Source organism: Thermogemmatispora argillosa (genome assembly GCF_059696725.1).
Genome location: NZ_AP019377.1, coordinates 2,504,286 through 2,530,418, shown reverse-complemented (window position 1 = coordinate 2,530,418; position 26,133 = coordinate 2,504,286). Strand labels below are relative to the sequence as shown.

Sequence of the window (26,133 nt, the reverse complement as noted above, 5' to 3'; positions counted from 1 at the left end):
CTTGCGCCAGCAGCACCCTCGCTCTGAATCCAGAGCTGGGCGCAGTGCCGCCGGCCTGAACTGCCTGCAGCCCGCGCGCCGGCTGGCTCGCCAGGCTCGCCCCGGTCAGGAACTACGAGACGCTGGAAAGCCACATGCGCCGACCCGCCACTGCCCTCGGCAGTAGACACCACACATCGTCGAAGGCTCCCACATCCACAAAGCGGGAGAGAGCGCTCACTGTAATCAATGCAAAAAATTGCGTTCATAAATGAGGCGGCCCAAGCGCACCCGTCAGCAGAAGATCACCGGAGGAAAAAGCTGATCCGTTCGTTCACAGAGCCTCGGAAGCGCCCGGTTTCAGACGCAGGCTCTAGCAGTGACTGCCTGCTGTGGTGCTCTTGCCACTCCCAATGGCCAGCTCAGTGATGGGCGCGATCCCATCGGAGCGCCGCATGACCCGGGCCAGCCCTGGAGAGACGCGGGCCATCTTGCCACGCATCAGGGGTCAATTCCCTCCTAGCCATGTACCACATCCTTCCTTCTTCTACCGACGAGCGGCCACCGCCAGCGCCCCTGCCCTGAGCCGTCTCTCAAGCAGCCTCCTGACAAGCAAGGAAGCGAGCAGTGGCGACACCTTCGCCTGGATGGATCTGCCGAGCCCAAAGGAGCAACAGGCAGCCAGGTCCGAGCCAGTCATGGCAAGCAGGCACTTATCGATCAGAGGAAGCGAGCTGCCTCGTCCTGGCCTGCCCTCATGTTGCTACTATATAGACGAACCTGGCAAGATCTTATCAAACAAAACCAGGGCATTTGGAAAGTAAAAGATCCTTTTGCATAGCTCTATCGCTATCTTGTGTAACTACATAAAAGAGGAGCAGCAGCATGACAAAAGCCAGCAAAGCGACAGGCACTCACAAGAGCCATCAATCAATGGCTTAGCAGAACCACCCCTGCGGCCAGCCAGGCGCCCAGACCATACACCACAAACAACAAGCAAGAAAAAAAGCGGGCTAGCATCGAGAACTAGCCCGCTGTAAAGGAGACTTCGGCGCGGCGCTGCGTCGAAGAAAGGAGACGAAGAGCGAAAGGCTCGCTAGACCGTATGGCGCTTGCCGCCGATCCCGCGACCACCGGTCACAGCCTTCACGATCACAAGCAGGATAATAGCGCCGACCAGAGCTGTCACGAAGGTCCAGAAAATGCCACTGACCGTGATATTGAGGGCTCCCAGGATAGCGCCGCCCAGGAGACCGCCGATGATGCCGACGATAATATTGCCCAGGATGCCGAGCTGATCGCCTTGCACCAGGCGGTCGGCGATCGCGCCAGCCAAACCACCGATAATAATCCAGACAATCCAGGCCCACAGCGTGCCCAGCACGCCCGCCAGAACAAAACCTGTTACCATATGTACTTTCTCCTCCTCTCGCTAAAGCGACCTAGCCAGTAAGACAATACTCACTGCTATCGAAGCTACTCCGATCGCCGTTGGGTCGTTACTGATGTCACCTTTTACACGGACCAGACCCCCCGAGGGAGTCAGCACGCATCACAGGGCGGAAAAGCAAAAGAGAGAGGGCGGCAGGGCTTAACAGGCCGATACAAGCGGCCTCAGCGGATAACGAAGCCCCGGCGAGAGAAGACAGATAAGGAGCGATCTCGGTAGAAATACTGGCCTCCCATGCCTGCCGGGCGAGCCGCTCGCCCGTAGAGCGCAACGCCGCAGATAGAGGCCGATGAGCGAGCGACGCAGGACGGCAAGCCATGAGAGACCAGACGGTCCAGCCCTGCAGCATCAACAGAGCGGCTCAGAAGGCCAGCGGCTCAACGATCAGCAAACCCGTATCCGACTCGCGGCCAGCAACCGCCGGCACGACCGTGCTCCGATCGATCTCCATACAGAAAGGCGGATCATCAAGCAAACCGGCCTGCAGCACCGTCAGCGACGACTCGCTGCACTCCAGCACGCGAGGCGGCTTATAGGCCTCATAGAGAGCCATAGCCGCCAAAGCACTTTCATGGGGAATCAGAGCCGGCGCAGCCACCTCCGCCTCACGAAGGCCAGCCAGGCGGAGCAACTCAGCAGCCAGATAACCGGCGCAGACCGCATCATCGAGCGCAAAGTACCGAAACTCGCCCGCGCAGACCAAAGCAATATTGCGATCATGATCCCGAGCCAGCCGCAGAGCTGCCGAAGTCACCGCCTGAGCATTGCGGAAACAGCCGGCCAGGCGGATCGTCTCAGGAGGGCAAGCATGGAAAGCGCGCGTGCCATTCGTCGTCGTCAGAATCAGCTCGCGGCCCGCCAGGTCCAACTGAGCGAACTCGCGCGGCGAATTCCCATAATCAAAGCCCGCAATACGGCGTACATTGCGCTCGCCACACAGAGCACGCCCCGGATGGGCAGCGGCGCCAGCGCGCGCCTGCTCGATCGACTCAGCCACCAGCACGCGCCGCGCGCCCCGCTCCAGCATCACCGTCATCGTCGTCGTGGCCCGAATCACATCGATGACAATGTAGACATCCCCGGCCTGGGCCTGGTCGGGCAGAATCGCCTGAGGCGTAAAAAAGACAAAGAGTCGCAAAGTACCTCCTGGTAAGAATGACTTCCCGATCAGTCAGCGCAATGAATGGGGTGGAGAAGCAGCCCAACCCACACCAAAAAAAATACAGATCAGGTTTCATTATATCCTCTCGCCAGGCATATGGTATGATAGGGAAAGAGAGAGCCCAACCATTACGCTCTCCAGCGAGCAAGCCAGGCGAAGCAAGTAAAGTAGCCCACACCTCTGACGGCGCTGTCAGAGGAGCGCTCTACAGCACAAAGGAGGCTTCACAATGACCGTCTCGCGAACCCCCAACATGGTCGACTACGAAGTCGAGCGGCGCACCTTCCACATTGACGTCCCCGAGTACTTCAACTTCGCCATCGACATCATCGGCAAATGGGCGCAGAACCCCCAGAAAATTGCCGTCCACTGGCTTGGGCAACACGGAGAAGAGCGGCAAATCACCTTTGCCGAATTCGCCGAGCGCTCCAGTCGGGCGGCCAACGCCTTTGCCGCCCTCGGCCTCAAGAAAGGCGATCGCGTGCTGGTCATGCTGCCACGGCTGCCCGAATGGTGGGAAAGCGTGCTTGGCCTGATGAAACTTGGAGTCATCTTCATCCCCTGCACCACCCTGCTCACCAGCAAAGACCTGCAATATCGGGCCGAAGTGGCTGAGGCCCAGGGACTGATCACCGATCGCGAAGGGGCAGAGAAATTTGACCAGGTGCGAGAGCAGTGCCCCACCGTCAAACAGACCATCCTCGTTGATAGCGAAGCGCGTCCCGGCTGGACCAGCTACCACGAGATCGTAGCCGCCGCCTCTCCCGACTTCACCGGGCCCAAGACCCGTAGCGACGATCCCTGTCTGGTCTACTTCACCTCCGGCACCGTTGGCTACCCCAAGATGGTCCTCCACACGCAGGCCAGCTATCCGCTCGGACACACCATCACCGGCAAATACTGGCTCGACCTGCACGAAGACGACCTGCTCTGGAACCTCAGTGAAACCGGCTGGGCGAAATGGGCCTGGAGCAACTTCTTTGGTCCCTGGGTCATGGGAACCGCCATCTTCGTGCAAGACGCCCGCGGCAAATTCAACCCCCTGGAGACCCTGGAGCTCCTCCACCGCTATCCCATCACCGTCCTCTGCGCCCCTCCCACGGCCTACCGCATGCTGGTACTGGAGGAGCCACTGACCTATCTCAAGACCCATCCGCCGCGCGCCCTGCGTCACTGCGTCGGTGCCGGCGAGCCACTGAACCCCGAGGTGATTCGCCAGTGGCAGGAAGCGACCGGCATGACCATCCGCGACGGCTACGGCCAGACCGAAACCGTGCTCCTCTGCGGCAACTTCCCGCCGCTGGCCGTCAAACCTGGCTCAATGGGCAAGCCCTCGCCGGGCTTTGACGTCGCCATCATCGATCACGAAGGCCACGAGCTGCCTCCTGGTGCTGAGGGCGATATCGCCGTGCGCATCAAGCCTGAGCGTCCGCGCTGGCTTTTCCAGGAGTACTGGCGCAACCCCGAAGCGACGGCGGCCTGCATCCGTGGCGACTGGTACATCACCGGCGACCGTGCCTATCGCGACGAAGACGGCTATCTCTGGTTTGTGGGCAGAGCGGACGACGTCATCATCAGCGCTGGCTATCGAATCGGACCCTTCGAAGTCGAAAGCGCCCTCAAAGAGCATCCCGCCGTCGCGGAGTCCGCAGTCGTTGGCAGCCCCGATGAAGTACGTGGCCAGATCGTCAAAGCCTTCGTCGTCCTGGCCCCGGGCTACAGCCCCTCGCCCGAGCTTGCCAAAGAACTACAGGAGCACGTGCGCCGCGTCACCGCGCCCTATAAGTATCCGCGCGAGATCGAATTTGTCGAGACCCTTCCCAAGACCATCTCCGGCAAGATCCGCCGCGTCGAACTGCGCGAACTGGAGCGCCGTCGTAAACTTGGCCAAAGCGGGCAGCCAGGAGCCTAGCCGAGCCGGACCGCTCCGAACCGGGGCCCCCGGCTGGTTAGCCCGGCGCGAACCGGCTGCCAACCTGGCGCGAACGGCCACCGACCAAAGAGGCAACGAACGAACACAGCAAAGCAGCCAAAAGGAACGAGGTCGGGCAGGCAGACCCATCGCCTGCAACCGACCCCGTTCTTTTGGCTGGCCTCCATCTGCCAGCACCATGAGACAGGGGAGGAGCTAGAGCGTACCAGACTTGAAATGGCGATTAACCAGTCTGGTGATCACCGCCGGATGCTTCTGCAGGTACTGCTTGATCGCGCTATCCTGCTGCTGCGTAATGGCACCAGCCTGAGCCGCGCGATCAACCTCATGCTCGATGGCGTTCAAGACAATCGTATGCAACTGGCTGGCCGAAATGTGCTGAGCATCAGCAATCTGCTTGAGCGTCTTACCAGCCTGCAACTGGGACTTCAGCTGATCTACACTCAAATGCAGCCCCTGAGCGATCTGATTCTCCAGATCGGGCAGATAGGGCTTCAACTGCTGGCGAATAGCAAGCCGCGTTGCCCCCTTGAGCAGAGCGCTGCAGCCCGGATGAGCCGTCAGACGCTGTTTGATAGCAGAGGCCTCGCTCTGCGTCAGCTTGCCGTCCTTGACCATCTGATCGAGCACATCGCTCAGAGCCGCGCTGCTATCCTGCCGCAGCGTCGCAACCGAGACATGCAAGCGATTCGCGAGATCCTTCAGCCACTGCTGGCAATAGGCGCCGGCCTTCGTTCCCGCGCCCGGCGTCGCCGTTGCCTGCGGGCTACCGCTCTGGCCCGTCGCGCTGGCCAGCAATGGGCGGGCAAACAGAGCCCCGAAGACCATACACAGCACCAACAGCAAGGCTCCACCACCGATTAAGAAGGCCTTTTTCATATGTTGCATAGCGACATCGCTCCTTTTTCTGCTCGCTTTTTCTCTAGCTTTACGCTCCATAACCTCTTTTAACTGAAGAGAGAAACAGCCCCAGAAGGAGCAAGCCCCAGGCGCCTGCTCTGGGTTCACTCTTCCTTTCTGGCATTGAGTATCATAGCGCCCAGATATAAAGAAGTCCTCAATGAGAAACTCAAGATTTGCTCAAGATTGATGAGCGAGAGGCACCCATCCCGGTCCGAGGCCAGCGGCAAAGAGCGAGGTGTGGTAGTATTATCTAACGGACAGGAGGTCGCGCGTTCCGGCACGTCACCAACCCGGGTGCTTCCGCCTGCCCCGTTCAGTTCAAGGGAAGGCACCAGGCGGGCGGAAGTGAGACGGCGCTGCTGAGGGCGCGCAGCAGCGAGCAATGGCCCAGAAAATTCTCATCATAGAAGACGAAGAGGGCATTGTCCATCTACTCAACCTGTACCTCAAAGACGCGGGGTACAACGTCATTGCGGCCCACGACGCAGCAGATGGGCTGGCCCTCCATGCACGCGAAAGACCCGACCTTGTCATACTCGACATCATGCTACCGGGCCTGGACGGCTTCGAGGTCTGCCGCCGTATTCGGTCCTGGTCCTCCACGCCCATTCTCATCCTGACAGCACGAGGAGACGAAGACGACCGCATTCGAGGCCTGGACCTCGGGGCCGATGACTACCTGGTCAAGCCTTTCAGCCCGCGCGAGCTGGTCAGTCGCGTGCGCGCCATCCTGCGCCGCGTCAATGGAAGCGGCGGCGAAAGCAACGGTGACCAGGCGAAGCGCGAAAGCGAAGTACTCCGCTTTCCTGGCCTGACCATCGACCTGCCAGCGCGGCGCGTCGAAGTAGACGGACGAGAGATCGCCCTCACCCCGACAGAGTTTGACCTGCTGGCCCTACTGGCGCGTTCGCCCGACCGCGTCTTTACGCGCGAGATGCTCATGAACAAAGTCTGGGGCTACGACTACCTGGGAGATGGCCACATCATCGACGTCCACATCAGCGCCCTGCGCAAAAAGATCGAAACCAATCCTGAGCGGCGCTACATCAAAACCGTCTGGCGCGTTGGCTACAAATTCGACGCCGCCGGCCTCCTCAAGAGAACAAACTGATCAAGGCCATCCCCGCGGTTCGGCGCCGCCAGGGCACGGCCCATACGCGCCCAGGTACCGTAGCGCACCTGACCGACACACGAAGCCAACAGAGCATAAAGGAAGCGAGCGAGAAGCATGCGTACGCACTGGTGGCACAGCATTCGCTGGAGACTGGCCCTCGGCTCCATGCTGGTTGCCCTGCTGGCAACAGCCCTGCTGGCGCTCATCATTGTCCTCTCCGTAGCCTACTTCTATGGCCAAGATCAGCGTCAGCAACTGACCGACCTGGCCAGCACCAGCGCCCGCCGCATCGGCAGCGACATGCTTACGCATCAGCGTACACTGGCGCAAGCCGCCAGCGACGTACTGGCCCCAATCGTGAGGGGCGCTCAAGGGCAAGACTCCCTTGTCATCGTCTACGCCTACCTGCCGCGGGCAGCCACCCATCTGCAACCAGTCTACCCGGCCCTCATTCGCGGGCGGCCCACCCTGGCCACCGTGCTGGTGGCCTCGACCGACCCCGACCTCAAGATCAACTATGCCCGCGTACGGACAGCGCTCACCCAGGGCACACGTGGACAGCAGACCGTCGCCGACATAGGCGACAGCGGGCCACCAGGCTCCGCGCGTCCCTTTGTCGTCACCCCCATCTTCTACGGAGGCGACCCCCAAAGCGGGCCAGTCGTGGGAGTCCTCTTTGTCACCTCGCGCGATGCCCTGGAAGGCACCATGCCCCCACTCGTAGCGACCCTGAGCCGCTCCGTCCTCATCGCCTCCATCGTAGTAGCCTTCATTGCCGCCCTGGCGGCGGTGCTCTTCTCGCGCACCATCACCCGCCCCTTAGCCAAGCTCACGCGCGCCACGCGCCAGCTCGCCAACGGCCACTATGACGTACGCGTCGAGACCAGCGCCAAGGGCGAACTGGGCGAACTGGCCCACAACTTCAATGAAATGGCGGCCCAGCTCCAGCGCGATGTTGAAGAACTGCGCAAACAAGAGCTGTGGCGGCGCGAACTCATCATGAACATCACGCATGACCTGGCCACGCCCCTGACCGCCATCGCCGGCCTCGGCGAGTCGCTCATCGACGGCGTCAACCGCAGCCGGGAAGACTACGAAGCCACCGGACGCATCATTGTGCGTGAAACCCTGCGCCTGCGTCGCCTCGTGAGGGACCTGCACATGATGGCCAAAATGGAGGCCGGCGCCCTGCAGCTCCAGCGCCGGCCAGTGCGCCTGGCCGTCCTGGTCGATGAAGTGCTGGCCGTCCTCGCCCCCGAATTCGAGCGCGCCAACGTCGAACCCTGCAATACCATCGACTACAACCTGCCACCGGTCCAGGCCGATCCCGACATGCTCACGCGCGTCTTCTCGAACCTCTGCGACAATGCCCTGCGCCATACACCGGCTGGCGGCATGGTCGTCATCGACGCCGTCCAACAGGAACAGACGATCATCGTAGCGGTCACCGATACCGGCAGCGGCATCCCCACCCAGGCCCTGCCGCGCATCTTTGACCGCTTCTATCGCGCCGATGAGGCGCGCCGCGGCGATACCGGGGGCAGCGGCCTGGGCCTGGCCATCGTACGCGCCATCGTTGAGGCTCACGGCGGCAAAATCTGGGCCGAAAACGTGCCAGGAGCTGGAGCCCGTATCCTCTTCACCCTGCCTTTGCTATAATAAGCGCAATAGCCTCACGCACTCACCTACATTAGCTAGAGAGAGAAGGGCCTGAACCAAGGGCACAGCCACCAGAACCCCCAGCCCAGGCCGCCCTTGTGGCGGCTGGCTCAAGGGAAGAGGCCAGGCCAAGAGCAGGAAACAGCATGAGCGATGAGCAGCCTAAAACAACAGACAATCTCTTGAAGCGCAGCGAACGTCAAGAGCGTCGCAAGCCAGAGAGGGAGGCCCCAAGCAAAGACCGCCTCGCGAGCTTCGCGCTGAGCGATCTGCCGCTGGCGCGCATTGCCCATGAGCTGCGTGCCCCCCTCAACCGCATCAATGGCTTTCTCGATCTGCTCCTTGCCGAAACCGAGGCCGCTGGCGGCGACACACCAGTGCAGGACCCCCAGGAGCAAGAAAGGCGCGACTACCTCCAACGAGCCCGGGCCAGCAGTGAGCAACTCTACGCCTCTCTGGAAAACCTGCTCTGTCTATTGAGAGCAGCCAGTGGCCAGCTACGCCTGAGCAGCGAAATCGTTGACCTGGAAGAACTGATAGACGGCGCCATAGAAGAACTGGAGTACACCACACGGCTGCGCCGGCTGCGTATAGAGAAGCAGCTCCCGGGGGAGCTGCCAGCCCAGTACCGGCAGCTACAGAGCGATGGCCAGCGCGCGCGCCAGATCCTGCGCAACATCCTGGCGAATGCCCTCAGCTACACCCCTGCCGGAGGCCGGATCAGCATCGAGGCAAAGGCTGCTCCCCTGCCCGCGGGTTTGCCAGGGGTAACCCTCAGCATCAGCGATAGCGGCGTAGGCATCAGGCCCGAAGCCCTGCCGCAGATCTTCGAGCCATTCTATCGCGCCGAGCCGCCGGCTGGCAGCGAAACCCTGCTGGAAGGCAGCGGCGCCGGGCTGGGGCTGGGACTGAGCGTCGCGCGCCTCCTGGCTGAGTTGCTCGGCGGAACGATCAGCGTTCAGTCTACACCTGGGGTCGGTACCACAGTGAGCGTCACGCTGCCCATGCTGATATGAAAAAGTACAGTCATGCAGCCCTTGACTCAGGTTGGTAAAGCGTGCTATCCTGATTCTAACCTGTATCAGGCTCCTATCCTTCGCCCCGGGGTCAGATCAGGACTGAGGCAGCGCGCTGGAGAGGATGCAAGGGAGGAAAACAAGGGAAGGAGCGCCAGTGCAGGTTAGCTCGGTTCGTGTAGTGTGCTTGCTTGTCTGTGAAACAGAGAAGGAGTTTAGCTTTGGGAATGCTACGGGTCATGTCCCGTCGCGGCGACGATCGGATCTCCTGGGATCTGCAGAAGGTTGAGGCCAACGATCCCGAAGCTCTGGCAGCTGTGCGCGAGGCCGAACGTATCTTTCGCGAAGAGCGTATGCGTGGTGCCACGGCCTTTAAGGTCGAGCCAGGCAAGCCAGCGCAGCGCATCGATGAGTTTGATCGAACAGCCGAGCAGATCGTGATGGTGCCGCGCGTCGTAGGAGGCTAACCGGCGTAACTGGCGAGGAGCGTAAGCTGCTATGTTGGAAACTCTCACGCTCTTCCTGGGTATCTGGCTGCTCTTTTTGCTGCTAGCAATCTACTATCTCTCCCGCTCGCTCGACGGCAGCAGCAGCGGGCCTCGCCTCTCCCGCAATGAGCGCCTCTCGGCTGAGAGCCGCGCCAAAGCGCTGCTGCGCGAGATGTTGACGGAGAGCCAGTATCAGCAGCTGATTAAGTACGGATACCTGGAGGTGGCCAGCCCCTCGATCAGTCATCGTGTCTACCGCATTCCCGGCTCCGGTGGCCTGGTCAAGGTCTATGAACGCGGCTGCCCCATCATGGAGCTGTGCCTGCAGCCCGCCGAGCCTTTGCCCGACGGCGATGTGGTGGTGATGCACAAGCTGATGATCGAGGGAAACGAAGAGGAGTATCTGAAAAAAGCAAACCACTTCGCTCCCGGGATCATCTCCTTGCGCTGCCAGCACCTCTAAGCAGCTTCATTGGCTGCTGCTGCTACTACTACTACCTACATGCAAGATTGCTCGTGAGTTAGCTCTCTGCTGCGTGCAGGTGGGTCAGCCCGGCTGAGCGCTGGCAAAAGCAGGCAACTTACTTCTTACTTCAAGCAAGAAGGCAGGTTGTAAAGCCGCTTGCTCGCTGCTCTACCTGGCGCTTCGCCCTGCCCCCTGCCCGTGGCAGGGCCGGGGTCTGCTGTACTCCTTTCCTTCTCTCCCCCTGTAGCTCTCCTCCGGCAATTTCACCCCGTCCTGCCTCAAGACCAGGTAGCGTGGACATGGCTCCTACCAGGCTCCTGCTTTGCCCCCTCGCTTGTTAATCTCTCCCCTATATAGACGTACTTCTTTCTAGAGGGTATATATGTCTCCTGTGAACATGCCGCTTATGGCATACGTTCAGTATGAGTAATTGTGTCTAGAAAAGGCGAATGGAGGAGGGTAGAAGGAGAAGAGGGTGACGGTCAGTCCAGGCTCTCCACTTTGTGCCCAGCGACAAGATTCGGGCAAGGAAGGCAGGTACACGAACCATGCAATGTCCTCACTGCGGGGCAGAGACTCGCCCCGGGGCCGGCTTCTGTGCCCACTGCTTTGGTCTTTTACCAGGGGAAGCCGCCACCGAGCAAGCCAGCATCGTCGCTGGCTCTTTGGCGCCAGGTAGCCTGCTCTACGGCGGGCGCTATTATATCTCCCGGGTCCTTGGTTGGGGGGGAGCAGGTGCTGCCGTGCTGGCGAATGATCAGCAGCGCAACGGCAGGCGAGTAGTTATCAAAGAGCTGCTCTCTGAAGCTACTGACCCCTGGAAACGCGAGCAGGACTTCAAGCAGCTCAGACTTGAAGTAGCTGTTCTCGCGCGCCTCGATCACCCATTCCTCCCACGGGTACTTGATCATTTCATAGATAGGGATCGCTATTTCCTCGTCCAGGAGTACATAGAAGGAGAACACGTCGAGCAGCGACTTGCGCAGTTCTCCTGGCCCCTCTCCGAACGAGATGTCCTCGTTTACGCCTCAGAGATTCTCGATCTACTGGATTATCTTGAGAATAACATTCCCTCTATTTTTCATGGAGACATCAAACCGAGCAACATAGTCATTGGCCAGCAGGATGGCGATGCGCACCTGGTCAACTTGATGCCCCCCACGGCCCAGCGGGTTCGCAACCGGCTGCGCCAGCGACCGACGCTGCTGGGCACGCCCGGCTATGCAGCGCCCGAACAATATCAAGGTCAGGCCGACCATCGCTCCGATCTTTATGCGCTGGCCGCCACCATGCACCAGCTTCTCACTGGCTATGATCCCCGTCAGCAGCCCCTCTTAAGCTATCCTCCTGTTCGGGCCCTCAATCCCGGCATTTCGCCAGAGACTGAGCATGTACTCATGGTAGCGCTACAGCCCGATCCCCATCAGCGCTACCAGCATGCAGCCCTGATGAAGCGGGAAATCGATGCCATTCTGCTCCACCACTTCGGCGTACCATTTAGCACCCCTGCCCCAACGACCGGACAAGGGTCCTCACCTCCCCCGGTAGTCAGCGCTGGGCCTGCTTCGGGCTGGCTCGGGCAGCCCCAGACGCCCCCTTCGGTTGCAGCTCCGCCGGTGCAGACAGGAAGCCTGGCACAGCAAGCTGTGCCTGTACAATCTGCACAGCCTGCCCGGCCTATCTCGTCGCGCCCAGATAAGCAAAGGCGACTAGCGCTACTCTCCAGGCCCCTCACTCTGGGGAAGAGAAACGTTCCCCTTTTCCATCTCCTGATCGTCATAGGCCTGCTCGTGGTCATCCTGGGGGCGACCGTCCTGCTGGCCCTGCCACGGCTGACGGGGGCGGGCGGCTCAACGGCTGCCAGGCCGGGGGCCTCGCCAGCGCCGCCGACAGCACCTTCGCCGCCACCGCTGCCGAACGGCATCGGCGGCTACCCGGTAACTGATCCTGCTACGGGTCAGAAGGACTACATCGGTATCAGCGATGGGAGGGCGGCCTTTGATACCAATCGTCCCGATGGCAAGCTCAAGCAGCAGGCGGCCCAACATCTGCAGAGCGGCGATGTCGGCGGAGCTGCGGCCCTCTGGCAGTCGGCTCTCAGTGTCGATGAAAATGACGCTGAGGCCCTCATCTATTTGGAAGATCAGCGGGTGCTCTCCTCGGGCAGTCCCTATATCACCTTTGTCGTAGCGACCATGCTCAGTGGACCCGATCCCGCAGCAGTAGGGGCGGGCCGCGGCGATTTACAGGGGGCCTATCTGGCTCAGAAGGAATACAACAGCAGCGGGAAGCTCGGCGGGGGCCTGCAGGTGCGCTTGCTGATCGCCAACTCCGGCGGCAACAGCCTCTTTGCCACCACTGTGGCTCAGCAGATTGTCCAGGCGGCGCGGGCCGATAAAACTATTGTGGGCGTCATGGGGTGGCCCTACAGCTCTCGGGCCTTGAATGCGCTTCCTATTCTGGCGCAGGCCCATCTGCCGATGGTCTCAGAGACGGCTTCCAGCGATCTCTTGACGGGCCGCTCCCCCTATTTTTTCCGGGTCTGTCCGTCTGATCATCAGCAGGGACTGATCGGAGCTGACTACAGCTATCAACGTCTGCAGGCGAGGCGAGTCGCCCTCTTCTTCGATCCCGCCGACGCCTATAGTCAGAGCCTGGCCACAGCCTTCAGTACTCGCTACCGCAGCGACGGCGGCAGCATTGTGGTCAGCGAGCAGTATACGGTCGGCAAGCCGGATAACCTGCCGGCCCTCTTGCGCAATGCCCTGACGCATCAGCCCGACCTCATCTACTTTGCTGGTTTCTCTGCTGACATCGCGAGCCTGCTGAGTAGTCTGCCGACTTCGGGACCTTTTGCTCACCTGCAAGTTATGGGGGGCGACGGCCTCTATCTGTTGCAGGGCTATCCTAAGAACGCCCGGGCTGGCTTCCTCCGTCTGCATTTCACGGCTTTCGCCTATCCCGACGAGTGGGGCTATCTGGCCCTCCCTCAGCCGGCCTTTTTTACAACCTATGCCCAGGTCTTCAATGCCAATGGGCAGCAGGGCGGCTATGGCTATACCCGCCCCTTCACGGATAGCATCCTGGCCTACGATGCGACGCTGGTGCTCCTGGAGGCTGGCCGAACGCTGATCAGTAGCGGCAAGACGGTCTTTACCGGTCAGGACCTGCAGCAGGCCTTAGCCCACTTGAATGGAGCGCGCAGCGTGCAGGGCATCAGTGGCGTCATTGCCTTCGGGAGCGACGGCAACCCCCAGAATAAAGCCGTGGTCGTGCTCATGGTCGATAGCGTCGGGCATATTAAACTCGAGTCCATTCAGGGCCACTTCCTGAAATAGCAGCCTGAGAGGCGCAGCTCCGCTCGCTAGAGCGAGCGCCGGGGCTGTACCAAAGCAGCGGAAACGGCCTGCAGCAAGAAAGAGTAGCCCGGCAGCCTGCTGAGATGGTCCCTCCTTAAGGAGGGGCATACAGGCAGGCGCTGCCGGGCTATCCTTTCGATCTGCTGAGAGAGCCCTGTTTTACCGCCCGCCTCTTTAACTTTCCCTGCGAGTATGCGTATTCTATCTGGTAGAAGCGAAGATCTCTGACGTTGGTGAACGCTGGGGGCTGCCGGTGCTGGCCCTGGCTGGTCCTTGCGCGCACAGTTGCGCCCGGCAAGGAAGCCAATAGGCAAATTGCTGGATCGGTCAGGGGGGCGGGCGGTGAGCGAGCACAACCCGCTATTGGTCCTTTGATAGCGCAGATAGCAGCAATCAATTCCGGCTGAATAGATTTGCCACTGGGCAGAGGAGGCAGGCGCGAAACTATGGATTGTCCCCATTGCGGCGCAGCGAATCGTCCCGAGGCGCGCTTTTGCAGCACCTGTGGCCGCCCGCTGCCGGCTCCGGCTGAAAGCGGCTCGCCCGTCAGCCAGCAGGTCACTCCTGGCTCCCTGACGCCAGGCGTGCGCCTTCAGGGCGGGCGCTATGAGATCATCCGGCCTCTTGGAGAAGGGGCTGCGCTACTGGCCGTTGATCATCGCCTCGACGGTAAGCGGGTAGTCATCAGAGAGCTGCGTCCTGCGACAAGTGACCCTCAGCCACGCCAGGAAGCCATCAGGCAGCTCAAGCGCGAGGTGGCGCGGCTGGCCCACCTGGATCATCCGCTCATCCCCTCGGTCACGGACCACTTCCAGGAGGGCGAGCGCTACTTTATGGTCGAGGAATATATCGAAGGCGACAACCTGAAGAAGCTATTAGAGCGTCGCCAAGGCCCTCTAAGCGAGCGCGAAGCCCTGCTCTATGCTATCGATATTATTGATATTCTGGAATATCTCGAATTGCAGACCCCGCCGGTAGTCCATCACGACATCAAGCCGGCCAATATCGTGATCAACCCCAACGGGAGAGCCTACCTGGTAGGCTTCAAGATAGCTCAAACCGAAGCGCTGCCTGGGAGGCTGGGCATAGCGGGCACCCCTGGCTACGCAGCCCCCGAACAGTCTCAAGGCCATGCCGACCCACGCTCTGATCTCTACGCACTCGCAGCGACCCTGCACCACGCCCTGACCGGACGTGACCCGCGTAATTACCCGCCGTTCAGCTATCCGCCAGTGCGCAGCCTGAATCAGCAGTTGTCGCCTGAGACAGAGAGAATCCTATTTTACGCCCTGCAGCCAGATCCCAACCAGCGCTACCAGAGTGCCAGCGCCATGAAGAGCGCTATCGAAGCGCTACTCTTTCAGCGCTTTGGCCACGCTCCTGGCAGCCGTCCTGCCAGAGCCAATCAACCAACGCTTGCGACCGGCGTCATCGCAGCGCAGCCAGCGGCGAGCACTGGCTTACTGTCGCCTGGCTGGCCGCATCCTGCCCCGACCGGCCCCATCAACGGAAGCGGCGGAGGTCTCTTGCGCAAGTCCCTTCTGGGAACAACAGGAAGAGTGGCAGCGGCGCGTCTCGCTCCACCGAGGATGCTCTACATTGTTCTGCTGCTCGTGCTCAGCGTGCTAGTGATCGCTGGCGGCCTCCTCCTCTTCCTGATCCCGCGCCTGGCCAGCCGCGGCGGTCCGAGCGCCTCACTAGCCCAAGGCCGAACGATCACGCCGCCACCGACCCTCAAGAAGGGCCTGGGGGCCTACAGCGTCGTCAATCCCGATACAGGTCAGAAAGACTACATAGGTATCAGCGACGGCAGCGTCGCCTTTGATGTAGCGCGCCCCGATGGCCGTCTCAAGCAGCAGGCGGCCCAACGTCTGCAGCAAGGAGACATCAGCGGAGCCGTCGCCCTCTGGCAATCGGCCCTTGATATGGATAGCAACGATGCCGAAGCCCTGATCTATCTTGAAGATCAGCGCGTCCTGGCCTCGGGCAACCCCTACATCACCCTCATCGTTGCCACCATTCTCACAGGTAACGACAGCGGCGCCGTTGGAACAGGACGCGACAACCTCCAGGGAGCCTACATTGCCCAGAAGGAATACAATAGCGGCTACAAGCTCGGCTCAGGGGTACTGGTGCGTCTCCTGATCGCCAACTCGGGCAGCAGCAGCCTGTTTGCGACCACCGTGGCCCAACAGATTGTACAGGCAGCCCAAGCCGATAAAACCATCGTCGGCGTCATGGGCTGGCCCTACAGCTCGCGCGTCCTGAGCGCTCTACCCATTCTCAGCCAGGCTCAGCTACCGATGGTCTCGCCAAGCGCCTCCAGCGACCAGTTAAGCGGCAAATCGGCCTACTTTTTCCGCGTCTGCCCCTCTGATCAGCGTCAGGGAGCCGTCGGAGCAGACTACGCCTATCAGCGCCTGCGAGCCAGGCGCGTCGCCCTCTTCGTCGACCCGCTTGACCCATATAGCCAGAGCCTGGCAGCGGCATTTAGCCAGCGTTACACCGCTGACGGTGGGACAATTGCGGTTCAGGAGCGCTATCGCGTCGGTAAGCCAGCCGACCTGCCAACCCTGCTGCAGGATGCGCTCAACCATCATCCCGACTTGCTCTACTTCTCCGGCTACGCCAGCGACGTGGCGACGCTGCTCACCAATCTGCCGACAACAGGCCCACAGGCCCGGCTGCAGGTGATGGGAGGCGACGCCCTCTATCAGCTGCAAGGCTACCCGAGCAGCGCACGGGCCGGGTTCCTGCGCCTCCACTTCACGGCCTTCGCCTACCCTGACGAGTGGAGCTATCTCGCCCTCTCCCAACCGGCCTTTTTCACCGTTTACCCGCAGACCTTTAATGCCAATAGCCGCCACATTGGCTACGGCTACACGCGCCCTGACAACGATGCCATCCTCTCCTACGATGCGACCCTGGTGCTGCTGGAGGCCAGTCGCCATGCCCTGAGCGGTAGCAGCCAAACCGCTATAAGCGGCCCAGAGCTGCGGAAGGCGCTGGCTGGACTCAATGGCCCCCAGGCAGTACAGGGCATCAGTGGCGTGATCTCCTTTGGAGCTGATGGCAATCCTGACAATAAGGCCGTCGTCGTCCTGATGGTTGATAACGCCGGCCATATCAAGATAGAGTCCGTTCAAGGCCGCTTCCTCAAATAGCAGACGGCTTCTCCAGAGAGAAGCGAGCAAGGCAAGATCTTTATAAGAGCAGTTAAGAGATGATCATCAATTAAGGTAGGCTGAGTATGAGATGCCCTTACTGTGGTGCTGAAAACCGCCCGGGCGGTCGCTTCTGTAACCAATGCGGCAGGCGATTAGACGCCAGCGCGGGCGCTGCAAGCGACACCTGGCAGATGCCAGTGACGCAAGATGGGCAAGATGCCCACCCGACTCCGACCCAAACCCAGGGCCAGGAACAGAAGGTCTCGACCTCGCTGCGACCTGGCGATCGGCTTCAAAACGATCGTTACGTTATCAAGCGGATTCTGGGCGAAGGAGGCATGGGGGCGGTGCTCCTGGCCGAAGATACACGGCTCAACAACAAACTGGTCGTCATCAAAGAGCTGATTTCCGACAGCAGCGACCCGGCCCAATTACAGGAGGATGTCCGCAACTTTAAGCGCGAGGTAGCAACGCTGGCAAGCGTCGATCACTTTCTCGTGCCGGCGGTGACCGACCATTTCCAGGAAGGCTCTCATTACTTCATGGTCCAGGAATATGTGGCCGGCGAGAACCTGGAGGAGCGCCTGAATCGCCTGGGGAAGCCTCTACCCGAAGGCGAAGTTCTGACCTATGCCTCCGATATCCTGCTGGTACTGGAATATCTGGCCAGCCGCAAACCGCCCATTGTCCACCGCGACGTCAAGCCGGCCAATATTGTCATCAGCGACAACGATGGACGCGCCCACCTTGTCGACTTTGGCATTGCACGCCCTGATCTGGCCCCGGGCGCGGCGCGCAAACAGACGACCGCCCTGGGCACGCCTGGCTACGCCCCGCCGGAGCAATATCAGGGCAAGGCCGACCCACGCTCGGACCTCTACGCTCTAGCGGCCACCATGCATCATCTCCTGACCAACCGCGACCCACGCGAGCACCCGCCGTTTGTCTATCCTCCGGTGCGCACCCTCAATCCCCGACTCTCGCCGGAGATCGAGCGCCTGCTCACCCGTGCCCTGCAGAACGACATTACCAGGCGCTATCAGAGCGCCAGCGAGATGAAGCAGGAGGTTGACCAGATTCTAGAGGACCGGTTTGGCCTCATGGGCGCGACTCTGACCACAGGAGCACACCCCATTACCAGACCGCGCCCGCCAAGCGGAGCGTTCTCACAGAGCGGTCCAACCCTGGCCTCAGCGCCGACCTCGGTGACATCGCCCGGGAGAACAAGGCCCACAGTGAGCACAGGAGGACCCTTTACGCCGCTCCCGCCCACAAGGCCATCAGCCGTGCCCGGCGGCCTGGCAGGTCCCGTTACCGGTCCAGTGCAAGGCCCGCCGCAGCAACGCCAGACCTGGCAAACACCGCAGTCTCCACCGCCGCCGCTCGCTCAGCCTGGTATCCGCGGCGTCTTCGGCAAGCGCCGCTACAATGGCCAGATGCTCGCCAGCTTTCTGGTGCTCTTACTCGTCCTCATCCTCATCGCCGCCATCGCGCTCGGCGCCTTCAGTGGCTTTCGCCAGCGCCTGCAGGAGGCCGGAACCACAGGAGCACAAAGTAACAGTGCCACAGCAGTCAGCACAGCACTGCCGGCCAACATCAACGGCATTGGAGCCTTTACGATTAAAAACTCGCAGGGACAGTCTGAACTGCTAGGCCTCAGCGATGGAAGCATTATCTTCGATACCACGCGCAGCAGCGGCGATGCCAGCCTGAAGCAGCAAGCCGCCAAGAGCTTCAAAGCCGATGACTACGCCGCCGCGCAGTCATATCTTGCTCAGGCCATCGCAACTGACTCCAATGACGCCGAAGCCCTCATCTATCAGGAAAATCTACGCGTCCTGGCCTCCGGCTCGCCCTACCTCACGCTGGTCATCGGCACCATGCTGACCGGGTCCGATACCGATGTCGGACGCGAGATTCTGCAAGGGGCCTACGTGGCACAGCGCGAGTTCAACGACGCTGGCGGCCTCAATGGCCTCAAGCTGCGCCTGCTCATCGCCAATTCTGGCAGCGAAGATGGCTACGCTGGCACCGTAGCCCAACAAATCGTCCAGGCAGCCCGCCAGGACAGCAGCATTGTGGGAGTCATGGGCTGGCCCTTTAGCGCGCAAACCATCAACGCCGTAGGCGTGCTGACCCGGGCCCATATTCCGATCGTATCGGGAACGGCCTCCAGCGATCAACTTAGCGGCCTCTCACCCTACTTTTTCCGCGTAGCCCCTTCAAATCAGGTCCAGGCCACTGCCGGCGCCCGCTATGCCCTGGAGACCCTGCACGCGCGCCGGGTAGCGGCTTTCTACGATCAAGGCAACAGCTATAGCAGTAGCCTCTACCGCGACTTTCGCGAGGCCTTTACCCAGGGAGGCGGGCAAATCGTCGTCGAGGAGCACTATCAGCGTAGCCAGACCAACCAGCTTCCGGCATTGCTCTCCGATGCCTTAAGCAAAAATCCCGATCTCATCTACTTTGCCGGCTACGCCAGCGATATTACACCGCTGCTCAAGTATCTGCCTACTACGGGCCCCTTCGCCCATCTGCCCGTCCTCGGCGGCGATGCCCTCTATCAGCCCCAGGGCTATAGCGCCGTCCGGCAGGCCTTCACACGCTTGCACTTCACTTCCTTCGCCTACCCTGATGAATGGAGCTATTTGGGCCGCTCTCAGCCAGCCTTCTTCAGCGACTACAGCCGCCTCTACAGCGGCAACGGTCAGCACAGCGGCTACGGCTATACGCGAGCTGACTTTAATACCATTCTGGCCTATGATGCCACAGAAACCCTGCTGGAGGGCTGCCGGCGCGCGCTGGCTTCGGGCAGCAATCAGCAAACGCTCACGGGCGACAAGCTACGGCAGGCCCTGACCACCATCAGTGGTAGCAGATCGATCCAGGGGATCAGCGGCCAAATCTCCTTTGCCAGCAACGGCGACCCCATCGATAAGGCGGTGGTCGTCCTCAACGTGGATAACCAGGGACACATCAAAATTGCCTCCATCGAAGGCAGGTTCTTCAAATAGCGTTCCCTACAGGAGGCTAATAGGCCCAGCAGTCTCAGCAAGCAAAGTCAGTCAGTCAGTCAGCGAAACCACATCAGATAGCGCGGCCTCCCTGCCTGCTCCCTGATCATGAGCCTCCTGGACGACAGGGGCCACGGTAAGCCCGAAGCGAAGGGCGAGGGGCGGGGAGGTCGCGCTTGCTACTGCCATCGCCGCCCACGCCTGACCGCGATCGCCGCGGACCAGCTTCCACGGCTAAGAAATTTCTATGACAGTGGCATTATTTCGCATCAACATATTGAATTTTTCCAGATCACGTGGTAGAATCCCAGAGTGAGCAGAGCAAATAGCCATTAAAGATGGCGAATTATGGTGACGCCCAGTGAGCAGCGCCGCAAGCAGAGCCTGGCCAGCTATGAGAGGACGACTGCTTGCGAGCAGACTGCTGGTGCAGGCAAACGAAAGCAGAAAGAAGGATGACGCAAGCATGGTACAAGAAAGACAGTTGTTTCCTGTTGGTCGACATCCGCGGGTAAGCATTGAAGATCTCGCCGGTAGCCTTGAGGTCAGAGGCTGGGAAGAGAGCAGCATCGCAGTCGAAGCTGCTGGCGAGCCGCCGGAGATCAGCCAGGAGCAGGACCTGCTAAAGATCCGGGGCGGCGTGGGCGATCTGACGCTCTATATTCCTCTGGGCAGCCGTCTCTTTGGAGGACCAAAAGCTCTCACCGATCTTTACGTGCGGCGCCTGAGCGGCCATGTGAGCATCGAGAAAGCCCGAGAAGTGGTGCTCAGTGAAATCAATGGCGGAGCTCACCTGCGCGACTGCGAAGGCAGCCTGGTGCTCGAAGCCATTCAAGAGCCGGTCGAGCTAACGGCCTGTGGCGCTGACCTGCAAGCGCTGCGCCTGAAGTCGCTGCGGGCGCGACAAGGCATTGGGGGAAACGTGCGCCTCAGCGAGCTGGAAGAAGCCGACCTCGACCACATTGGCGGCGATCTAGAGGCCTACCAGATCCAGCGGCGCTGTGAGCTGAGCAATGTGGGCGGCGATTGCCGCTTCGAAGGAAGCCCAGAAGCCGACGTTCTGCTAGGCAACGTGGGCGGTGACCTGCACGTTGGGCAGGTGCGGCACCTGCACGCTGGTAACGTTGGCGGCGATGTTCGCTTGCAGGCCATAACGACCGATGTCAAGCTGAGCAACGTCGGCGGCGATGTAAGCGGGGTCGCGCTCGCTGGTCTGCTGCGCATAGGCCATGTGGGAGGCGATCTTGATTTGAGCGAAGTGAGGGGAGCCGTCGAAGCAAACGCTATCGGCGGCGATCTCACTCTGGCCGGCACATTTCCCCCAGGCAGCCATACGCGCCTGCGAGTCGGAGGCGATGCGCGCCTGATCCTGCCCGAGCAAGCCAACGTCAAGATTGAAGCGATCGTCGGCGGTTCGATCAGCGGCGCCGGCGTGCCTGTCCCCGACGGGGGCACTGTCAGCCTCATCTACGGAGATGGCGCGGCCACCCTGGAGCTGCACGTCGGTGGCGATCTTAGCCTGCGAGGTGCGAGAGCGCCAGCCACCTGGGAACTGAAAAGCCCGGCCTGGTCCTGGTCTTGGGATTGGGGACCGGCCTGGGGCCAGTTGGGTCGGCAATTAGGGCGTGAGTTTGCCTGCGTCGGGGAGGAGCTAGGGCGCCTGGGGCGTGAGCTAGGGCGTGAAGCCGCCGAGATGGCCCGGGAGCTGAAGCGACGGCGGGAGCGTGCCTGGCGCCTGGGTATGGCTGGCCCTGGCTGGTCGCGCGAGCCCAGCGGCAACGTTGCCGAAGCCCGAGCCGCCATCCTGCGCATGGTAGCTGAGGGGCGACTCTCCCCCGAAGAGGGCGACCTCCTTTTGCGGGGCCTTGAGAGCTAAGCGCCTGACGGACAGCATCCCTTGCCTGATGATGGGCAACGAACGCGACCCACCAACGCCTCCCATGATCAGGCGGGCCTGCCCCAACGGCTGGGCAGGCCCAAATATTGCCGTAGCCCTCTCCTTACTGGCCGTCGTACTGGCAACAGTCTGCTCACTCGCCAGGCGGCAAACGACGCTGCAGCTCCTCCAGCGTCAAGCCCTCCAGAGCAAGCACCTTAGCGCGGGACCTGGCTCCCTGTACAATGGCCACCTGCTGCCGGCTGATTCCCAGCGAACGCGCCACCAGGGCCAGCAAAGCAGCATTGGCCTCGCCCTCCGAGGCCGGCGCCTTCACCCATGCTCGCAGCAAAGAGCCATGCCACTCCAGGGCCTCGCGGCGACTGCCGGGCGTCACACGTACCTGAACCTTAAGCATTCCTCGTGCTTTGCACTCTGCCTGTTCTTGCCCTTGTCTGAGGGAGCGCTCATTACCATGTTGGGGGCAGGGCCTGAAGTATAAGCGTCATCAGCGTATAGAGAATGAAAATCGAGGTCATCAACGAGAAGCTGATGAACATCACTGGTGGCACGATATTGCGCACAGGCTTAACGAAAGGTTCACTATAACTGGCGAGAAAGCGCATAAAACTGTAGCGCTCATTAATGCCAAACCAGGAAGCGAAGGCCCGTATGATCAGAGTGAGGATAATCAGGCCGATGCCATAGCGCACAATCCAATGGAGGATGGGGATCGGCAGACCGAACATAGCTATCACTCCTGTACAGTGCGAACCTCAATGACCTGGAAACCCAGCAGCTTCCGGCGCCTGATATCAGTCACGCGCACCCCACGCAGATCGGGCAAAGTCGTCACATGCTTCTGCACCAGCTCACCCAGAGGGCGAGCGGCCAGCAGCCCGGCCACCGAAGCCAGAACCGTCGAAGTGACGCGCGTGCGTGTCCGCGAGGAAGCAAAGCCAAGCATCGTACCAATAGTCACCAGCGAGATGCCCACAGCCAAATTGGTGCCGCAATTCGGATGAATCGCAAGCTCGGCCTCGCCGGACTGCAAGCGCTGGAGGGCCTCATCAACGGCGCGGCGCAACACCTCTAGATCGATATCGCTGCCGAACATCAGAAAGCCGTCGGTTGTCGCCCGGGCGGAGACCCGCAGATCGGGAACCATCCGGCTCAAAATCGTGACTGTAGCATGCTCCAACGCGTGGTTTTGCCGCATGCGGCGGCTGAAAAGAAAATCACCCGGTTTCATCGTGCGTTCCGTTCTATTCTTCACTGGCGCGGGCGCTCGCCAAAGATCGCCCGCCCGATGCGCACAATCGTCGCGCCTTCCTCGATCGCGACCCAATAATCATCGGTCATGCCCATTGAAAGATGCTGCCAGGGACACTGCGGCAGCAGCGAGCGCAGGCGGTCAAGCAACTCACGCAAGGTACGAAAGACAGGACGGACCTCCTCGGGGTCGCTCACCAGCGGAGCCACAGTCATCAAGCCCTGAACCTCAAGCTGAGGGAGAGCAGCCACCTGGCGCGCAAAGTCAACTAACTCCGCCGGGCGGACCCCGCCCTTGCTGGCCTCGCCGGCCACATTTACCTCCAGCAAGACAGGCAGGCGCCGCCCCAGCGTGCCGGCGTGGCGATTAAGAGCCTGGGCACTGTGCCAGCTCTCGATACTTTCCACCCAATCGAAGGCCTCGGCCACCTTTTTGGCCTTATTACTTTGCAGGCGACCGATCATGTGCCAGCGCAGCGTTGGCGGATGGAAAGCGGCGATTTTGGGCAGCGCCTCCTGTACCCGGTTCTCGCCAAAGTCAGTCACGCCAAGATTATACGCTATCCGCACAAATTCAACAGGGAACGTCTTCGAGACAGCCACGAGCGTAATCTCTTCTGGCCGCCGACCCACGCGAGCCGCGGCCTCCGCCATTCTGCCACGCACATGGGCCAGATTAGCCGCTAACCGCTCCTGTAGCTGCTCTTCCACGCCATAGGCATACAACGACTCTGCCATAATATACCCTCCTGCCCGCTCGTCCAGGCCCTCGCCAGCCTCGGCCATGCTTGCAATCCGAACCGGATCAGCTTACCTTCAGACCAGACGTTCACTGCTATCGCTACCTATCTGCTTGCCTGCTTATCGGCTGCCTGCTCTCAGGCTCCTTCCGGGCGCAGCGCCATCAGCACTGGAAAGCGGCCCGTACGCCCCTGCTCAGCGCGGTATGAAAAGAAGTCCGCCGCGTGGCAGGCTGTACAGAGGCCGGCCAGAGCAATATGCTCAGCCTTCACCCCTGCCAGCAAGAGCTGACGACGGTTCGTCTCCCACAGGTCCAGGTGAAGCCGAGGCTCAGCGGAAGGGGCAGAAGAACCCTCCGAGGGAGGTACCAGAGAGAATACGGCGGACTCAGCTACCAGGTTACGCAAGTCTGGGCGGACAGGCAACTCTGGGAAATCGCGCCGCCCATAGAAAAGATCGCGCACCGGCTCATCCACCGCATAGCAGCAGACACCAATCCCTGGGCCGATCCCGACCAGCAACTCTGCGGGTGAAGAGCCGAACTGCTGACGCAGGGCCTCAACGGTTGTCAGGGCAATGCCGCGCGCCGTCCCACGCCAGCCGGCATGAGCCAGAGCGATCACCTGCCTCTGCGGATCATAGAAGAGCAGCGGCAAGCAATCGGCGAAGGAGAGCGCCAGCACGACCTTGCGCTCTGCTGTCACAATAGCATCAGCCTTACGACGGGGGCGGGGCGTCCACATCACCTCATGGCCAGCCACCTGCAGAGTACGATAGGGCCAGTCCGGTGACCAGTCTTCCCAATGCTCGCGCGCAAAAAGAGCCACCTCGGCGCTGTGAATCTGCCAGACCGTCGCACAGGGCCAGCCCTCCAGCCCAAGGGCCTGCAGTGCCAGCCAGCGATTGGCGGCAGCCGCCTCCGGCCTGTCTTCCTTGAAGGAGACATTCAGGCCTGCACAGGGAGGCTGGCTATAGCCTCCGTGGCGGGTAAAGATGGCATGTACGAGAGTTGGGAACTGGAGCAGATGCTCAAACTGCAAATAGCGGACGGGACTCGACAAGGCGCCGCCGACAGGGGCGGCTTGCTGCTCAATCACGAAGGCTCCTTATCGCAGAGAGTTTCTCTGGAGCCTATTGTAGCACATCGCAAGCAGCAAGCAGCGAGCGCCGTTCTGCCTCTTCCCATTCTCAGGCGAAGCGGAGAGAGACAGGCAGAACGGCGCCAGCGCTCCGCTCGCACGAGACGCTGAGCGACTGCTCTATCGCCGTTTGACCCGCTCAGCTCACTCACGGGCCGGCGACATGACAGCTATCCACGTCCCCGAGAGCGAAAATACGATTGATCAGCGGCTCGATATTCGTGCAATCGGGCAAAACTACCGATTGCTCGGAGGCGGTCGAAGGATCGTAGACAGTGCTCAATGTGCCATAGTTCTGGTTGCCGGGTCCGGGACCGAGCGTGACCTGATGAATAGCGCTAGACGGCAGCGTCCGGCCATAATTGGCAAAGCCGATCATCTCTCCCTCACTGATGTCTGTATAGACCTTGCCCTGCAGATCAGCGATGATCTCCGAGAGGTGCTCAATCACATTGGTCACATCCAGCTTCTTCTTGAGTGCTTCCAGCACCTGCTGCTGACGTTGCGTGCGTCCGATATCGCCGACCAGATCGGCATGACGTGAGCGGACATATTCCAAGGCCTGCTCACCCGTCAGATGCTGAGGCCCCGCCGGCAGGTAGAGACGGCGATAGCCGTAGGGGTCAGTGGCGCCGGCTCCTACATCGTCGGGATAAGTATCGTCCACAATCGGATGCGTGATGTCGATATCGACGCCTCCCAGCGTATCGATCACCTTGGCGAAGCCGTCCAGTCCTACCCAGGCATAGCGATCGATCGTAATACCATAATCCTTCTCGATCGTCAGGCGAGCCAGACGCACCCCGTCATCAAAGCTATTGTGCTGGATGGCTCCCAGGAAAAAAGCCTGATCGATCTTATGCATACCTCCCACTTGGGGAATGTAAACCCACGAATCGCGCGGGATAGAAACCAGAAAGACCTGATTCTGTTGTGGATCAATATGCACGACCATCATAACCTGGGTAAGTACGGCGGGAAACGTATATTTGCCATCGTTATCGCTGCCCAACAGCAGGATATTCCAGGCATGGCCGGTAATATCCGTACCGGTGGTTGGCGGCGCGCTCGTTGGCTCCTCGGTGCTGCGGCTCACCGGATGAACAAAGTGAGAAACCGGCTCCTGAATGGTCGTCTGAAAATAGTAGTAGCCATAGGCGATCCCTCCTCCGAGCAAGAGCACCACTAGCAGCAGCGCCACGAGCAAAACCCGCCCCAGCGGGCCTCGTTTGCGGGGAGCTGGCAGCTTAAGCGTGGAGATTTCCTCGGCTGGGGCCGGCCTGCCAGGCTCCGCCTCTAAACGCTGGGTGACCTGCTCCTCCAACGGCGGTTGGACCCGGTCAGATGGCTGATCAGGGTCGAATCTCGGATCTGGCTGCTCCTGACTGGTCATAG

The 26,133-nt window shown here is 60.9% G+C and carries 20 protein-coding genes; 10 read left to right on the top strand and 10 right to left on the bottom strand.

Features of this window, described 5'->3' with window-relative positions; all coding sequences use genetic code 11:
• Window positions 1-352: 352 nt before the first annotated feature.
• The 3 genes from AC6H1L_RS09865 to AC6H1L_RS09855 all read right to left on the bottom strand — a co-directional run bounded on the left by AC6H1L_RS09865 (window position 353) and on the right by AC6H1L_RS09855 (window position 2,567).
• On the bottom strand, window positions 353-481 hold the full coding sequence (locus AC6H1L_RS09865; protein ID WP_497601318.1) for a hypothetical protein: 129 nt from the start codon (window positions 479-481) through the stop codon (window positions 353-355).
• 594 nt (window positions 482-1,075) lie between these two features.
• Window positions 1,076-1,390 carry a GlsB/YeaQ/YmgE family stress response membrane protein gene (locus AC6H1L_RS09860; protein ID WP_497601317.1) on the bottom strand — a complete coding sequence of 105 codons (315 nt, stop codon included), beginning with the start codon at window positions 1,388-1,390 and terminating at the stop codon, window positions 1,076-1,078.
• 400 nt (window positions 1,391-1,790) lie between these two features.
• On the bottom strand, window positions 1,791-2,567 hold the full coding sequence (locus AC6H1L_RS09855) for a 2-phosphosulfolactate phosphatase (RefSeq protein WP_497601316.1): 777 nt from the start codon (window positions 2,565-2,567) through the stop codon (window positions 1,791-1,793).
• Between the two features lie 253 nt (window positions 2,568-2,820).
• On the opposite strand from AC6H1L_RS09855, the gene AC6H1L_RS09850 reads away from it, so the two are divergent.
• Window positions 2,821-4,503 carry an acetate--CoA ligase gene (locus tag AC6H1L_RS09850; protein WP_497601315.1) on the top strand — a complete coding sequence of 561 codons (1,683 nt, stop codon included), beginning with the start codon at window positions 2,821-2,823 and terminating at the stop codon, window positions 4,501-4,503.
• Window positions 4,504-4,719: 216 nt separating this feature from the next.
• On the opposite strand, the gene AC6H1L_RS09845 is transcribed toward AC6H1L_RS09850, so the two are convergent.
• Window positions 4,720-5,412 (bottom strand): hypothetical protein, encoded by a 693-nt coding sequence (locus AC6H1L_RS09845; protein ID WP_497601314.1) that lies wholly within the window; start codon window positions 5,410-5,412, stop codon window positions 4,720-4,722.
• Window positions 5,413-5,809: 397 nt separating this feature from the next.
• On the opposite strand from AC6H1L_RS09845, the gene AC6H1L_RS09840 reads away from it, so the two are divergent.
• The 9 genes from AC6H1L_RS09840 to AC6H1L_RS09800 all read left to right on the top strand — a co-directional run bounded on the left by AC6H1L_RS09840 (window position 5,810) and on the right by AC6H1L_RS09800 (window position 21,586).
• Entirely contained in the window at window positions 5,810-6,538 is a 729-nt protein-coding gene (locus tag AC6H1L_RS09840; protein WP_497601313.1) for a response regulator transcription factor, read from the top strand.
• A 117-nt stretch (window positions 6,539-6,655) separates the two neighbouring features.
• On the top strand, window positions 6,656-8,200 hold the full coding sequence (locus tag AC6H1L_RS09835) for a sensor histidine kinase (protein WP_497601312.1): 1,545 nt from the start codon (window positions 6,656-6,658) through the stop codon (window positions 8,198-8,200).
• Between the two features lie 146 nt (window positions 8,201-8,346).
• The gene (locus AC6H1L_RS09830) at window positions 8,347-9,216 is read left to right on the top strand and encodes a sensor histidine kinase (RefSeq protein ID WP_497601311.1); all 870 of its coding nucleotides are present in this window, start codon (window positions 8,347-8,349) and stop codon (window positions 9,214-9,216) included.
• Between the two features lie 227 nt (window positions 9,217-9,443).
• On the top strand, window positions 9,444-9,683 hold the full coding sequence (locus tag AC6H1L_RS09825; protein WP_366914336.1) for a hypothetical protein: 240 nt from the start codon (window positions 9,444-9,446) through the stop codon (window positions 9,681-9,683).
• Between the two features lie 31 nt (window positions 9,684-9,714).
• On the top strand, window positions 9,715-10,167 hold the full coding sequence (locus AC6H1L_RS09820) for a hypothetical protein (protein ID WP_297167958.1): 453 nt from the start codon (window positions 9,715-9,717) through the stop codon (window positions 10,165-10,167).
• Window positions 10,168-10,718: 551 nt separating this feature from the next.
• Window positions 10,719-13,508, top strand: a complete 2,790-nt coding sequence (locus AC6H1L_RS09815) for a protein kinase domain-containing protein (RefSeq protein WP_497601310.1) — start codon at window positions 10,719-10,721, stop codon at window positions 13,506-13,508.
• Window positions 13,509-13,975: 467 nt separating this feature from the next.
• A complete protein-coding gene (locus tag AC6H1L_RS09810) occupies window positions 13,976-16,693 on the top strand; it encodes a protein kinase domain-containing protein (RefSeq protein WP_497601309.1) in 2,718 nt (905 codons plus the stop codon).
• A 194-nt stretch (window positions 16,694-16,887) separates the two neighbouring features.
• Window positions 16,888-19,710 carry an ABC transporter substrate-binding protein gene (locus AC6H1L_RS09805; protein ID WP_497601308.1) on the top strand — a complete coding sequence of 941 codons (2,823 nt, stop codon included), beginning with the start codon at window positions 16,888-16,890 and terminating at the stop codon, window positions 19,708-19,710.
• A 466-nt stretch (window positions 19,711-20,176) separates the two neighbouring features.
• Window positions 20,177-21,586 carry a DUF4097 family beta strand repeat-containing protein gene (locus tag AC6H1L_RS09800; protein ID WP_497601307.1) on the top strand — a complete coding sequence of 470 codons (1,410 nt, stop codon included), beginning with the start codon at window positions 20,177-20,179 and terminating at the stop codon, window positions 21,584-21,586.
• A 154-nt stretch (window positions 21,587-21,740) separates the two neighbouring features.
• On the opposite strand, the gene AC6H1L_RS09795 is transcribed toward AC6H1L_RS09800, so the two are convergent.
• The 6 genes from AC6H1L_RS09795 to AC6H1L_RS09770 form a co-directional block, all read right to left on the bottom strand.
• Window positions 21,741-22,004, bottom strand: coding sequence for a DUF167 domain-containing protein (locus AC6H1L_RS09795; protein WP_497601306.1), 264 nt, complete (start codon window positions 22,002-22,004; stop codon window positions 21,741-21,743).
• A 52-nt stretch (window positions 22,005-22,056) separates the two neighbouring features.
• Entirely contained in the window at window positions 22,057-22,335 is a 279-nt protein-coding gene (locus AC6H1L_RS09790; protein WP_497601305.1) for a YggT family protein, read from the bottom strand.
• 5 nt (window positions 22,336-22,340) lie between these two features.
• Window positions 22,341-22,838 carry a DUF6391 domain-containing protein gene (locus AC6H1L_RS09785; protein WP_497601304.1) on the bottom strand — a complete coding sequence of 166 codons (498 nt, stop codon included), beginning with the start codon at window positions 22,836-22,838 and terminating at the stop codon, window positions 22,341-22,343.
• A 20-nt stretch (window positions 22,839-22,858) separates the two neighbouring features.
• Window positions 22,859-23,596 (bottom strand): YggS family pyridoxal phosphate-dependent enzyme, encoded by a 738-nt coding sequence (locus tag AC6H1L_RS09780; protein WP_497601303.1) that lies wholly within the window; start codon window positions 23,594-23,596, stop codon window positions 22,859-22,861.
• Window positions 23,597-23,736: 140 nt separating this feature from the next.
• Window positions 23,737-24,696: a purine nucleoside phosphorylase YfiH/LACC1 family protein gene (locus AC6H1L_RS09775; RefSeq protein ID WP_497601302.1), complete on the bottom strand. Its 960-nt coding sequence runs from the start codon at window positions 24,694-24,696 to the stop codon at window positions 23,737-23,739.
• A 190-nt stretch (window positions 24,697-24,886) separates the two neighbouring features.
• A complete protein-coding gene (locus AC6H1L_RS09770) occupies window positions 24,887-26,131 on the bottom strand; it encodes an LCP family protein (protein WP_497601301.1) in 1,245 nt (414 codons plus the stop codon).
• Between the last annotated feature and the right edge of the window lie 2 nt (window positions 26,132-26,133).